We start from the raw sequence: 13,133 nt of genomic DNA, 5'->3' as shown, positions 1-13,133 counted from the left end.
GGGACGACAACTCCGATGAATTTTTCCCAATTCTTCATTTCACGGCCGATCTTCGCAGCGGTGCTATCGCTGTTGATCCTGATCGCCGGTGCGATCTCGCTGTTCCAGCTACCGATCAGCGAATACCCGGAAGTCGTGCCGCCAACCGTGGTGGTACGTGCGAACTTCCCGGGTGCCAACCCTAAAGTCATCGGTGAAACCGTGGCGGCTCCGCTGGAGCAGGCCATCACCGGCGTCGAGAACATGCTGTACATGTCCTCGCAATCCACCGCTGACGGCAAGATCACCCTGACCATCACTTTCGCCCTGGGCACTGACCTGGACAACGCGCAGGTGCAGGTGCAAAACCGGGTGACCCGAACCGAGCCGAAGCTTCCCGAGGAAGTGACGCGCATCGGTATCACCGTCGACAAGGCTTCGCCCGACCTGACCATGGTTGTGCACTTGACCTCGCCGGACAAGCGCTACGACATGCTCTACCTGTCCAACTACGCGATCCTCAACATCAAGGATGAGCTCGCTCGCCTCGGTGGTGTCGGTGATGTGCAGTTGTTCGGCATGGGCGACTATTCGCTGCGTGTCTGGCTCGACCCGAACAAGACCGCTTCGCGTAACCTGACCGCCACTGACGTGGTCACCGCGATTCGTGAACAGAACCGCCAAGTGGCTGCGGGCCAATTGGGCGCGCCCCCTGCCCCGAATGCTCAGAGCTTCCAGCTGTCGGTCAACACTCAGGGCCGTCTGGTGACTGAGGAAGAGTTTGAAAACATCATTATTCGCGCAGGCGACAACGGTGAAATCACTCGCCTCAAAGACATCGCTCGCGTTGAACTGGGTTCCAGCCAATACGCCCTGCGCTCGTTGCTGAACAATCAGCCGGCGGTGGCGATTCCGATCTTCCAGCGTCCGGGTTCCAACGCCATCGACATCTCGAACGAAGTTCGCGGCAAGATGGAAGAGCTGAAGAAAGGCTTCCCGCAAGGCATGGACTACAGCATCGTCTATGACCCGACGATCTTCGTGCGCGGCTCGATCGAAGCAGTGGTTCACACCCTCTTCGAAGCACTGATCCTCGTGGTACTGGTGGTGATCCTGTTCCTGCAAACCTGGCGCGCCTCGATCATTCCGTTGGTGGCGGTGCCGGTATCGTTGATCGGTACGTTTGCGGTGATGCACCTGTTCGGCTTCTCGCTCAACGCCCTGTCGCTGTTCGGCCTGGTACTGGCCATCGGTATCGTGGTGGACGACGCCATCGTGGTGGTGGAGAACGTCGAACGGAACATCGAGCTGGGGCTCAACCCTTTCGATGCGACCAAGAAAGCCATGGGTGAAGTGACCGGGCCGATCATTGCCACGGCACTGGTGCTGTGTGCGGTGTTTATTCCGGCCGCTTTCATCTCCGGTCTTACCGGGCAGTTCTACAAACAGTTCGCCCTGACCATTGCGATCTCGACCGTGATCTCGGCGTTCAACTCGCTGACTTTGTCGCCAGCACTGGCCGCTGTATTGCTGAAAAGCCATGACGCGCCGAAAGACCGTTTCTCCAAGGTGCTCGACAAGATCTTCGGTGGCTGGTTGTTCCGTCCGTTCAACCGTTTCTTCGACCGTGCCAGCCATGGCTACGTCGGCACCGTGCGCCGGGTCATCCGTGGCAGCGGCATCGCTCTGTTCCTGTACGCAGGGCTGATGGTGCTGACCTTCTTCGGCTTCTCCAACACGCCGACCGGTTTCGTACCCGGCCAGGACAAGCAATACCTGGTGGCCTTCGCGCAACTGCCGGACGCCGCGAGCCTGGATCGCACCGAAGACGTGATCAAACGCATGTCTGACCTGGCCCTGAAACAGCCAGGCGTGGAAAGCGCCGTGGCGTTCCCGGGTCTGTCGATCAACGGCTTCACCAACAGCCCGAACGCCGGCATCGTGTTCGTGACCCTGAAACCATTCGACGAACGTAAAGACCCAAGCATGTCCGCCGGTGCGATTGCCGGTGCCTTGAACGGCCAGTACGCGAACATTCAGGAAGCCTACATGGCGATCTTCCCGCCACCGCCGGTACAAGGTCTGGGCACCATTGGTGGTTTCCGTCTGCAAATCGAAGACCGGGGCAACCTGGGCTACGACGAGCTGTACAAAGAAACCATGAACATCATCAACAAGAGCCACAACGTGCCGGAACTGGCTGGCCTGTTCACCAGTTACACCGTGAACGTGCCGCAGGTCGATGCCGCCATCGACCGGGAAAAAGCCAAGACCCACGGCGTGGCCGTCAGCGACATCTTCGACACCCTGCAGATCTACCTGGGTTCGTTGTATGCCAACGACTTCAACCGTTTCGGTCGCACCTATCAGGTCAACGTTCAGGCCGAACAACAGTTCCGCCTCGAATCCGATCAGATCGGCCAGCTGAAAGTCCGTAACAACAAAGGCGAAATGATCCCGCTGGCGACTTTCATCAAGGTCAGCGACACCTCGGGTCCGGATCGCGTGATGCACTACAACGGCTTCATCACCGCGGAAATCAACGGTGCGGCGGCCCCTGGCTACAGCTCCGGTCAAGCGGAAAAGGCCATCGAGAAACTGCTCAAGGATGAACTTCCGAACGGCATGACCTACGAATGGACCGACCTGACTTACCAGCAGATTCTGTCCGGCAACACCGCGCTGTTCGTGTTCCCGCTCTGCGTACTGCTGGCGTTCCTGGTGCTCGCGGCTCAATACGAAAGCTGGAGCCTGCCATTGGCGGTGATCCTGATCGTACCGATGACCCTGCTGTCGGCCATCACCGGTGTAATCATCTCCGGCGGTGACAACAACATCTTCACCCAGATCGGCTTGATCGTACTGGTGGGACTTGCCTGTAAGAACGCGATTCTGATCGTCGAGTTTGCCAAGGACAAACAGGAAGAAGGTCTCGACCCGCTCGCTGCGGTACTCGAAGCCTGCCGTCTGCGTCTGCGGCCGATCCTGATGACCTCCTTCGCCTTCATCATGGGTGTGGTGCCACTGGTGTTCTCCAGCGGTGCCGGTGCCGAGATGCGTCACGCCATGGGTGTGGCGGTGTTCTCCGGGATGCTCGGCGTGACTTTCTTCGGTCTGCTGCTGACACCAGTGTTCTACGTGCTGATCCGTAACTTTGTCGAACGCAGTGAAGCCCGCAAAGCGGCCAAGGCCCTGAAATTGGAGGCGCAACAATGAGTCTGAAAGTCTTCCTGCCGAGTCTGCTGGTGCTGGCCCTCAGCGCCTGCGCCGTCGGCCCCGACTACAAGACCCCAGCCACGGAGGCGGCCAACATCACGACCGCCACCGACGGCGCCGCCGGGCAAAAGAACTTCGACCGTTCGAAATTCGAAGGCATCTGGTGGCAGCAGTTCGATGATCCAACCCTCAACCAGTTGGTGACTCAATCGCTGCAAGGCAACCGTGAATTGCGTGTGGCATTCGCTCGCTGGAAAGCCGCCCGGGCGATCCGCGACGACGTCAGCAACGATGCGATGCCAACCATCACCAGCCGCGCCAGCAGTGATCTGGCCAAGGGGCAAATCCCTGGCCAGACCACCAAACGGGTCAACAGCGAACGCTATGACCTTGGCTTGGACATGGCCTGGGAACTGGACTTGTTCGGCCGTATCCAGCGCAATCTGGAATCGGCCGATGCCGAGCAGCAAGCGGTCGAGGCTGATCTGTACCAACTGCAAGTCACCATGATTGCCGAACTGGTCGATGCCTACGGCCAACTGCGCGGCGCACAACTGCGCGAGAAAATCGCCGTGGCCAACCTGAACAACCAGCAGGAGTCGCGCAAGATCACCATCAGCCTGCGTGATGCCGGCGTTGGCGATCAGCTCGATGTCGAACGTGCCGATGCACGTCTGGCCTCGGTCGAAGCCAGCGTGCCGCAATTGCAGGCGGAACAGGTTCGGCAGAAAAACCGCATCGCCACGCTGTTGGGCGAGCGTCCGGACAAGCTGACCGTCGATCTGAGTCCAAAAGACTTGCCGGCAATCGCCAAGGCCCTGCCAATCGGTAACCCAGGCGAGCTGCTGCAACGTCGTCCGGACATCCTCAGCGCTGAACGCAAACTGGCTTCCGCCACGGCGCGAATCGGTGTCGCCAAGGCAGATCTGTTCCCTCGGGTCAGCCTCAGCGGTTTCCTCGGCTGGACGGCCGGACGCGGCTCGCAGATCGGCTCCTCGGCGGCCAACGCCTGGGCGCTCGGCCCGAGCATCACCTGGGCGGCGTTTGACCTGGGCAGCGTTCGCGCCCGGTTGCGCGGTGCCGATGCGGATGCCGAAGGCGCGCTGGCAACCTACGAGCAACAAGTGCTGCTGGCCCTGGAAGAATCGGAAAACGCCTTCAGCGACTATGGCAAACGTCAGCAACGGCTGATCTCGCTGATCCGTCAGAGCGAATCGAGCCGCAAGGCTGCCGATCTGGCAGAGATTCGTTATCGCGAAGGCACCACTGACTTCCTCGTGCTGCTCGATGCTCAGCGTGAACGTCTGAACGCCGAAGACAGCCAGGCCCAGGCCGAAGTCGATCTGTATCGCGGCATTGTCGCGATCTACAAGGCCCTTGGTGGTGGCTGGCAGCCGGAAACAGTCGCCAGCAAGTAACGTCCAGTTTTTAAAGAGCTCCTTTGGTTGGCCGCAACCAACCAATTTTTTGCCCCGCGTATCATTCGGTCGCGGGGCTTTTTTGTGCCTGATGATTCACCCCTGTGGGTGAGGTTATTCCAGGATGGTGACGGTGGCCGTTGTGCCTGCGCGCAAGCGGTTCTTGCCGGCATAGTCGCTATCGATGTCGATCCGCACCGGAACCCGTTGCGCCAGTTTCACCCAGGTGTAACTCGGGTTGATGTTCGCCAGCAGACGACTGCCCGGGGCGTTTTCCCGGTCCGCGATGGCGAAGGCAATGCTTTGCACGCGACCACCGAAGGTTTCCCCGCTCATCAACTGAATTCGCACGCGATCGCCCTCCTCGATCCGCGGCAATTTGGTTTCCTCGAAGTAACCACTGACGTAGAACGACTCGCTGTCGACCAACGCCAACAGTGCGCCACCGGCCACTGCGTAATCGCCCTCGCGGGTCAGCAGGTTCGTGACGTAGCCGCTGACCGGCGACTCGACACGGGTACGCTGCAAATCCAGTTCGGCCTGAGTCAGTGCCGCAATCGCCAATTGCACATTCGCCTGCGCCAGTCCGAGGTTGGCCTGATTGCGCAACAGATCAGCCTGAGCCACCGCCACGTCGGTACTGGATTTCTCCCATTCTTCCCCGGAGATCGCAAAGCCCTGCTTGAGCGTCCGGCGCCGGCGCTCTTCGCTTTGACGCTGTTTGAGCAGCGCTTCGCTGGCAACAATCGCCGCTTGCGACTGGCCCAAGGTTGCTTTGGCCACTTCCACCGAACGCCGCGAATGTTCTACCGCCAACGTGTAGCGCGCCGGATCGATTTCCATCAGCAGTTGCCCCTTGTCGACGTGCTGGTTGTCCTGCACTGCCAGACTGACGATACGTCCGGAAACGTCGGCCGACAGCGTCACCACGTCCGCCCTCACCCGGGCATCCCGGGTCCACGGCGCGCGGGTGTAATGTTCCCAGGCAAACCAGCCGAGCACGATGGCCAGCAGCACCACGGCCAACGTCATTGATCGAGCGAGTAACACTTTCAAGGCATCAGGCTCCCATCAGCAAAAGCAGCGTGGCACAGACGCAGGCATACAGTGCCCCTTCGAACAATGCCTCATGCCAGACCAGGCGCAACACACCCAGACGGCGCAAGCCCCAATCCAGCAACATGAAAATCGGTATGGCCAGCAACAGGGCCTGGGCAATGGGTGGCAGATAAACGCCGCCAATCTCGAAATCAATGGGCAAGGGCCGGCTCTCCTTCCGAGGCATTACGTTGCAGGTACTCGCCGTGGCGCTGCAGAAATGACACGACGATCAACAGCGCCACGCGCATGCGAAACACCGACCACAGATGTTCATGACTGCCGACGTGCAGATCATCCAGCTCATCGCCCAGCGCGTGCAGCGTATCCAGCAACGGCGTCAGCTGCGCATCCTGTCGCCCGGCGACAAAGCGTCCGGTTTTGCGCAAGGCCGAAGACAGGTGCTGACTGAACACGTCCGTGAGCAACGCATTGTTCTGCGCCTGCTGCCTGAGCTGGTGCATCGCCACACCCAAAGCCACGCAGGCCAGGCTGATTTCGTACAACTGCTGCATAGCCCGGTCATTTGCCGCCGGCAGCAAACCCAGCATGCTGGTCAAACGATCGACCATGCGGCTTTCGAAGGCGAATTGCTGCTCATCGGTGGCTGGTTTTTTAGTCAGCTCATACACCTGCTCACGCGCTTCGTTGTACAAGCGACGAAGGCGCCAAACCGGGCGAAACGGGAAAATCCACGCGTAGACGATAAGAGCGAGCATCGCTGCGCTGACATAGGCACCGGCAAATTCAAACCATTGGATCGCCGTGTTCTGCCCGGTGCCGATATTCTGCGGGCCAAGCATGAGGAAACTCGACAACCCCAGCCCCATGCCGATTCCCGCCGTCGCCGGGCTCGCCAAACCGACCGCGATCACATAGAGCAGTGGTGCCAGCAACAACGCCAGCCACTCGAAGTCACTGATCGCCGGCACCAGCATGAATTGATAGAGCGCCGATACCACGAGTGCCAGGCCCAACCCACGGGCATAACTCTGTGCTGCCATCAGCGGACGCGGAAACGTCGCCATGAGCGAACAGAGAATCCCCACCAGAATCATCCCGCCCCGCGCACCGTCCCAAGCGGTTTCGATCCAGATCAATCCGGCGACCAGCAACGCGGTAAAGGCGCGAATGGCGTTCATCGAGGCCAGAGTGAAATCCAGATGCAGGGGGCTGGCCTGACCGCGATAAAGGCAACTGGCCTCGCGCCCCTCTTGAATGGCATCGCTCAGTTCGAGGATCTGTTCCAGTTGCTGCAACAGACGCGCCTGCTCCCAGCGCAAGGCCCACGCCAGTGAACGCAGGGTGGCGCTCATGTCTTCGGTCAGTTGTTCGGCCTCATACGCCAGGGCTTCGAATTGCTGTTGCAGCGTCACGAAGTGATGGCGCTTTTCGGCGGGGAGCGACCGGCCCTGCTCCGCCAACTGGTCGAGAAGCGCCAGCTCTTCGGCACGCAGGCGCTGCACTTCCAGAGGCAGATCGCCCTCCCAGCGCTCGGTCAGCAGTTCGCGCTGATGCCTCAACGCGGTCAGTCGCGAGGTCAGCAGCATCAATTGATTGCCCAGTAACAGCACAAGGTTATTCGCGCTGCGCAATCGTGGCGCATCGAAATACAGGTGACGGCGCAACCCTTCGAGGGCACTGATCTCACCGAGCAATTGCATTTGCCGACGTTGAAAGTCGGCTTCGCTCTCTTGCGTGCGAATGACCGCAGCGGAATGACTGGCGACCAGTTTGATCACCTGATCGACCTTGGCGAAATAGCCCTTGGCGACAGCTTCCGGACGCGCCGTGAGCAAACTGACCACGCAGACACAGGCCACGGCCAGCAACGTTTCGGTCACGCGGGTGACGGCCAGCAGAAAAGTGCCGTCCTGATCGGGAATGGCCAGCAACGCCACCACCACGGCGGTGTAACCGCTGAGCACAAACGCCTGGGAACTGGTGTAGCGCAGCAAGGTACCGCCCGCCGTGCAGAGCGCCAGCCACAGGGCCAGTGTCGTGATGAACGGCAGCGGCGCCTGCGGAAAAATTGCCATGATCAACACTGCCACCGCGGCACCGAGCGTGGTACCGATCACCTGGCCAAAACTGCGTGCCAGCGCCATGCCGGCCAGCGGTTGACTGACAATGACCACGGCCATGATCGACCACTTGGGCTGATCGAGATCGAACAGGAACGCCAGATACAGGGTCAGCAACCCGGCCACGATGGTGCGCAGGGCAAACAGCAGGACGGCCTGACCGGGATGGATCACCGCCTTGAAATAATTCAGCAGGGATTGCATGGGCACACTCATTCAAGTGACTCCTGCAAGCGTAGACACTGCAACGAAAGCCTGACGGGTTACACCGTCGACAGAACTTGTAGGGCGATTCGCATGCTCAGGGTTTGACTCACGGTCCGAGCTGACCGAAGCTTGCCGCTCTGCTCAAGTACGCCTGCTTTCGGAAACCTGCATGCCTCAGTCTCGCCGCTATCTGCTTATCAGTCTTGGTCTTGTGCTTATTGTCGTCGTGGCATGGCTGTCTGTGCGCAGTACCACTCCGGTCATCCCCGACGCGATTAAACATGGCTACAGCGAAGCGCTGGGCGCCGCCCGGACTGGTCAACCCGGTGCAGCGCGGCAGCTATATCAACAGCTGGGACGTCCGGATTTGTCGGTCAAGCGCCGCGTCTGGCTCCACGGCGAGTTGCCCAACTACCCAAGTCCGCTGGCATTGAAACTCGCCGACGCCGACCTGCAGAACGAGGCACCCGAGGTACGGCTGGCAGCGATCAAAAGTGTGGTGGGACTGGTGCCGGGCGGGCAACGCAGTCTGTTGCTGGGCCCTATGCTCGAAGATGAGGATCAAACCGTACGATTTGCTGCCATCAACGCCCTGCTCGGCTTGACCCCGGACGAGCTGGGACTGTATTTCGCGCCACTGCAACAAGCGATCGATGGCTGGGAGCAAGCGCTCAAGGATCAACCGGAAAGCGCCGCGACTTACGCCCAACTGGCGCGCCTTTATATCCACAACGCCGAGTTGAAACAGGCGCAGCAAGCACTGGACAACACCCTGCGCCTGGAACCGGGCAACCTGCAGGCACTGGTGATGCAGATCGATGTACTCGACCGTCAGGGACAGAGTGATGCGGCGCGGCAGTTGCTCGCCCAACAGCTAAAAGCCCAACCTGACTCGGCGTATCTGCAACACGCCCTCGGTCTGTGGTTGTTGCACCACGGCCAGCGTGAATACGCCCTGCTCGGCTTGTCGAAAGCGGTCGAGCTGGAACCTGACAACAAGGATTACCGCTACGACCTCGCGACCACTCTGCACAGCGCAGAAGAACTGGAAGCGGCGCAGAAGCAACTGCAGGAAATCGTCCAGCGTCACCCAGCGGACCGCAAGGCGCGGGTGTTGCTGATCAACTACTGGAAAGAAAGCGGCCAGTTGCAGAACGTGCAGATTCTGCTGGCTCAACTGGAGCAATTGAATCCGGATGATCCGGCGTTACAGCAAGGTCTCTGAATCGGATAGATGTGACCTGTGGCGAGGGGATTTATCCCCGATGGGGCGCGAAGCGGCCCTCCTCAGCCCAGAGCCTGTTACCCAGGCCATCAGGGATAAATCCCCTGCCCACCAAGAAAAAGTGGAACTGCCATCACTGCAACGGGTCAAGTAGATCAGGCCGCTCAATTCAGTCAGCGGCCTCGCTTCCCCTAGTCATGAGAGGGCATTTTTTGTCTACATCTAACGAGTTGATCAGTGCGAAAGCCGCTACCGGCATTGTGGGTCTGGATGACATCCTGGCCGGTGGCTTGTCTCGCGGTCATGTTTTCTTGCTGGAGGGTGAGCCCGGAACCGGTAAAACCACGGTCGCCTTGCATTTTCTCCTGGCCGGCGCGAAGGCTGGCGAACGCTCGTTGTATATCACGCTATCGGAAACCGAGCGTGAGCTGCGCCAGGGTGCGCTGTCCCACGGCTGGGAACTTGACGACAACATCCATATCTTTGAGCTGACGCCACCGGAAAGCCTGCTCAATGCTGAACATCAGCAGAGCCTGCTGTACTCCTCCGATCTGGAACTGGGCGAAGCCACCCGGCAAATATTTGAAGCGGTCGAACGCTTTAAACCGAGCCGGGTGGTGCTCGACAGCCTGTCGGAGATCCGCCTGCTCGCGCAAAGCTCCTTGCGCTATCGCCGGCAGATCCTTGCGATCAAGCATTATTTCGTGCGCTATAACGCCACGGTCCTGCTGCTCGATGACCTGACCACCGAATCCCTCGACAAAACCGTGCACAGCGTCGCCCATGGCGTGATCCGGCTTGAAGAACTCACGCCCAACTACGGCGCCGAGCGGCGACGCGTACGGGTGGTCAAGTACCGTGGGCAAAAGTATCGCGGCGGTTTTCACGACTTCACCATCATGGGCGATGGCGTCCATGTGTTCCCGCGACTGGTGGCGGCGGAACATCGCGGTGATTACCCGCGCCTGCAATTGACCAGCGGCATCAAGGAGCTGGACGCGCTGCTGGGCGGCGGGATCGAAACCGGTTCAAGCACGCTGATCCTCGGCCCTGCCGGTACCGGTAAGTCGCTGATCTCGATGATCTTTGCCGCCGCCGCAGTGGCTCGCGGGGAAAAAGCCGCCTTGTTCATCTTCGACGAAGAACTGGAACTGCTCTTCGAACGGATGAGAAACATCGGCATCGACCTCAAGGCCCTGCGCGCCACCGGCAATCTGCTGATCGAGCAAGTGGACGCCGCCGAGCTGTCACCGGGCGAGTTTTCCCACCGAGTGCGCCGCTGCGTCGATGATGCCAACATCAAGACCGTGGTCATCGACAGCATCAACGGCTATCAGGCCGCAATGCCCGAAGAAAACGCCCTCGTGCTGCACATGCACGAACTGTTGCTGTACCTGAACCGCAAAGGCGCGGCCACCTTCATGACCGTTGCCCAGCACGGTCTGGTTGGCGACATGCAAGCGCCGGTCGACATCACTTATCTGGCTGACACGGTGATTCTGTTGCGTTACTTCGAAGCCATCGGCAAGGTCCGCCGCGCTATCTCCATCATCAAGAAACGCACCGGCAGCCACGAATCGACCATTCGCGAATACCGTATTTCGAAGCAAGGCATGACCATTGGTGAACCGCTGGAAGCCTTCCAGGGCGTGCTTCGTGGCGTACCGACCTACCTCGGCGCGAGTAATCCGCTGCTGCAGGAAGAGAGCTCGTGACAGTGTCTGTGCCGCTGGCCGAGCGCGCGCTGATTCTGGCGCCGTTGGGTCGCGACAGCCAAATTGCGCTGATGATTCTCAACGAAGCGGGTTACGGCGGCTTGATTACGCCGGACCTTGCCACACTGTGTGCGCAACTGGAGCCCGGCGCCGGGCTGTTGCTGATCGCTGCCGAAGCGTTACGCGGCCCTGAGCTGGAGGCGTTGTTTCTGTATCTGGAACAGCAACCGGCGTGGTCGGATCTGCCGATTGTTCTGCTCACGCATCATGGCGGACAGGAACAAGGGCCATCCTCGCGCCTCAGCGATTTGCTCGGCAATGTAACGTTTCTCGAGCGCCCGTTTCATCCGGCAACGCTGGTCAGCCTGGTGTCCGCCGCCCTTCGCGGTCGTCGACGACAGTACGACGCCCGCGATCGCCTGATCGACCTGAGCGAAAGCGAGCGGCGCCTGCAATCGACCCTGGAAACCCTTGAACAGCAGGTCGAAGAGCGTACCGCGCAGCTACGGCACAACGAAGAAGCGTTGCGTCAGTCGCAGAAAATGGAAGCGGTTGGTCAGCTCACGGGCGGTATCGCCCACGACTTCAACAACATGCTCACCGGCATCATCGGCAGCCTTGAACTGCTGCGTCGGCGCCTGGCCCGGGGGCGCACTGATGACCTCGACAGCCTGATCGATCTGGGCGTGACTTCGGCCAACCGCGCCGCCGGCCTGACCCATCGTCTGCTGGCGTTTTCCCGTCGGCAGTCGCTCGATTCCAAAGCCGTGCAAATGAATACCCTGGTGCTGTCGATGGGCGAGCTGTTGCAGCGCAGCCTCAACGAGAGCATTCAGCTGGATATGCGTCTGGATGAAAAACTCTGGGTCGCCGAGGCAGACCCTAATCAACTGGAAAGCGCCCTGCTCAATCTGGTCATCAACGCCCGGGACGCCATGCCCGAGGGCGGCCTTTTGGTGGTCGAGACCAGTAATCAGGTGCTGCGCCGTGACTTCACCGAGGCCTATCCCAATCTTGAACCCGGCGACTACGTGATGCTCAGTGTCACCGACAACGGCAGTGGCATGCCGCAGAGTGTCATCAACCGTGCGTTCGATCCGTTTTTCACCACCAAGCCCATCGGTCAGGGCACAGGACTTGGCCTGTCGATGATCTACGGTTTCAGTAAACAGTCACGCGGCCATGTGTCGATTGACAGCGAGATTGATCAGGGCACGACGGTCAAACTCTATCTGCCGCGTTTCCGTGGCGAAGAACTGGAACAACCGACCAGCGACTCCGAGCAAGTCCCACACGCAATCGATGGCGAAACCGTCCTGATTGTCGAAGACGACCCGGCCGTGCGCTTGCTGGTCAGCTCGGTGCTGGGTGAACTGGGTTATGCGTTTGTCGAGGCCGGGGATGCCGATGGCGCCGTGCCGATTCTCAACTCGGCGCAGCGCATTGATCTGCTGATCAGCGACGTCGGCTTGCCGGGCATGAACGGTCGGCAACTGGCAGAAATCGGTCGGCAATACCGGCCGGGCTTGAAGGTGTTGTTCATCACCGGGTACGCCGAACATGCGGCGGTGCGTGGCGGCTTCCTCGACTCGGGGATGCAGATGATCACCAAGCCGTTCACCTTTGATCTGCTCACCGCCAAGGTGCGGGAGATGATCCGCGGCTGACCCCCTCAAAAAACTTCTTGTAGGAGCTGCCGGAGGCTCGGGCCGCGATCGGACGATCTTTTGATCTTGTTTTCAAGATCAAAAGATCGCAGCCTCCGGCAGCTCCTACAGGGAGATATTCAGGTCAGGTGTTTTGGATCAGGCCAGCAACTCCTGAATCTTTTCCTGCAACACGTCCAGGTCGAACGGCTTTTCCAGAATCGGCGCCTTGCGCGTGATCGGGCTGCCGGTTTCGCGGATTTCCTGCGGGTAACCGCTGATGAAAATCACCTTGAGATCGGGCCGCAGCTTTACCGCAGGCTCGGCGATCTGTACGCCGGAGATGCCGCCAGGCAAGCGATAGTCAGTGATCAACATGTCCAGATGAGGTTTGCTCGCGAGAATTTCGAACGCCTGCTCGCCGTTTTCGGCCTGCAGCACACGATAGCCCTGCCCTGACAGGTAATCCGTCAGGATCATCAAGATAACCGGTTCGTCCTCGACGACGAGTACTACATCTTGTGCATCTACGCTCATGGGAAGCC

General features: G+C 59.9%; 9 protein-coding genes. 5 read left to right on the top strand and 4 right to left on the bottom strand.

The window, feature by feature from the left end; genetic code table 11:
• Positions 1–15: 15 nt before the first annotated feature.
• Together JFT86_RS20475 and JFT86_RS20470 are read left to right on the top strand one after the other, a co-directional pair.
• Positions 16–3,195, top strand: a complete 3,180-nt coding sequence (locus JFT86_RS20475; protein ID WP_201238088.1) for an efflux RND transporter permease subunit — start codon at positions 16–18, stop codon at positions 3,193–3,195.
• The gene (locus JFT86_RS20470) at positions 3,192–4,613 is read left to right on the top strand and encodes an efflux transporter outer membrane subunit (protein ID WP_201238087.1); all 1,422 of its coding nucleotides are present in this window, start codon (positions 3,192–3,194) and stop codon (positions 4,611–4,613) included. The genes JFT86_RS20475 and JFT86_RS20470 overlap by 4 nt, the downstream gene beginning before the upstream one ends.
• A gap of 114 nt (positions 4,614–4,727) precedes the next feature.
• Here JFT86_RS20470 and JFT86_RS20465 read toward each other — a convergent pair whose 3' ends face one another.
• Genes JFT86_RS20465 through JFT86_RS20455 form a run of 3 tightly spaced genes read right to left on the bottom strand, consistent with a single transcriptional unit; the run spans position 4,728 to position 8,011 of the window.
• On the bottom strand, positions 4,728–5,669 hold the full coding sequence (locus JFT86_RS20465) for an HlyD family secretion protein (protein WP_201238086.1): 942 nt from the start codon (positions 5,667–5,669) through the stop codon (positions 4,728–4,730).
• A 4-nt stretch (positions 5,670–5,673) separates the two neighbouring features.
• Complete coding sequence (locus JFT86_RS20460) at positions 5,674–5,874, bottom strand: DUF1656 domain-containing protein (protein WP_103304977.1); 201 nt, start codon at positions 5,872–5,874, stop codon at positions 5,674–5,676.
• Positions 5,864–8,011 (bottom strand): FUSC family protein, encoded by a 2,148-nt coding sequence (locus tag JFT86_RS20455; RefSeq protein WP_242489500.1) that lies wholly within the window; start codon positions 8,009–8,011, stop codon positions 5,864–5,866. Before JFT86_RS20455 ends, JFT86_RS20460 begins: the two co-directional genes overlap by 11 nt.
• A gap of 160 nt (positions 8,012–8,171) precedes the next feature.
• On the opposite strand from JFT86_RS20455, the gene JFT86_RS20450 reads away from it, so the two are divergent.
• The 3 genes from JFT86_RS20450 to JFT86_RS20440 all read left to right on the top strand — a co-directional run bounded on the left by JFT86_RS20450 (position 8,172) and on the right by JFT86_RS20440 (position 12,609).
• Positions 8,172–9,227: a tetratricopeptide repeat protein gene (locus tag JFT86_RS20450; RefSeq protein ID WP_201238085.1), complete on the top strand. Its 1,056-nt coding sequence runs from the start codon at positions 8,172–8,174 to the stop codon at positions 9,225–9,227.
• Positions 9,228–9,439: 212 nt separating this feature from the next.
• On the top strand, positions 9,440–10,942 hold the full coding sequence (locus JFT86_RS20445; RefSeq protein WP_201238084.1) for an ATPase domain-containing protein: 1,503 nt from the start codon (positions 9,440–9,442) through the stop codon (positions 10,940–10,942).
• The gene (locus JFT86_RS20440) at positions 10,939–12,609 is read left to right on the top strand and encodes an ATP-binding protein (RefSeq protein WP_201238083.1); all 1,671 of its coding nucleotides are present in this window, start codon (positions 10,939–10,941) and stop codon (positions 12,607–12,609) included. The genes JFT86_RS20445 and JFT86_RS20440 overlap by 4 nt, the downstream gene beginning before the upstream one ends.
• 138 nt (positions 12,610–12,747) lie before the next feature.
• On the opposite strand, the gene JFT86_RS20435 is transcribed toward JFT86_RS20440, so the two are convergent.
• The gene (locus tag JFT86_RS20435; RefSeq protein ID WP_201238082.1) at positions 12,748–13,125 is read right to left on the bottom strand and encodes a response regulator; all 378 of its coding nucleotides are present in this window, start codon (positions 13,123–13,125) and stop codon (positions 12,748–12,750) included.
• Between the last annotated feature and the right edge of the window lie 8 nt (positions 13,126–13,133).

It is taken from the genome of Pseudomonas sp. TH06, from assembly GCF_016651305.1.
In the GTDB taxonomy this organism is placed as follows: domain Bacteria; phylum Pseudomonadota; class Gammaproteobacteria; order Pseudomonadales; family Pseudomonadaceae; genus Aquipseudomonas.
Note: the sequence above shows the minus strand (reverse complement) of the source record. Positions and strands in the feature narration are given on the sequence as shown.

Excerpts from the sequence above, each read along its gene's own strand:
- JFT86_RS20475 (WP_201238088.1), top strand. The coding sequence starts at position 16 with ATGAATTTTTCCCAATTCTTCATTTCACGGCCGATCTTCGCAGCGGTG.
- JFT86_RS20470 (WP_201238087.1), top strand. The coding sequence starts at position 3,192 with ATGAGTCTGAAAGTCTTCCTGCCGAGTCTGCTGGTGCTGGCCCTCAGC.
- JFT86_RS20455 (WP_242489500.1), bottom strand. The coding sequence starts at position 8,011 with ATGAGTGTGCCCATGCAATCCCTGCTGAATTATTTCAAGGCGGTGATC.
- JFT86_RS20450 (WP_201238085.1), top strand. The coding sequence starts at position 8,172 with ATGCCTCAGTCTCGCCGCTATCTGCTTATCAGTCTTGGTCTTGTGCTT.
- JFT86_RS20435 (WP_201238082.1), bottom strand. The coding sequence starts at position 13,125 with ATGAGCGTAGATGCACAAGATGTAGTACTCGTCGTCGAGGACGAACCG.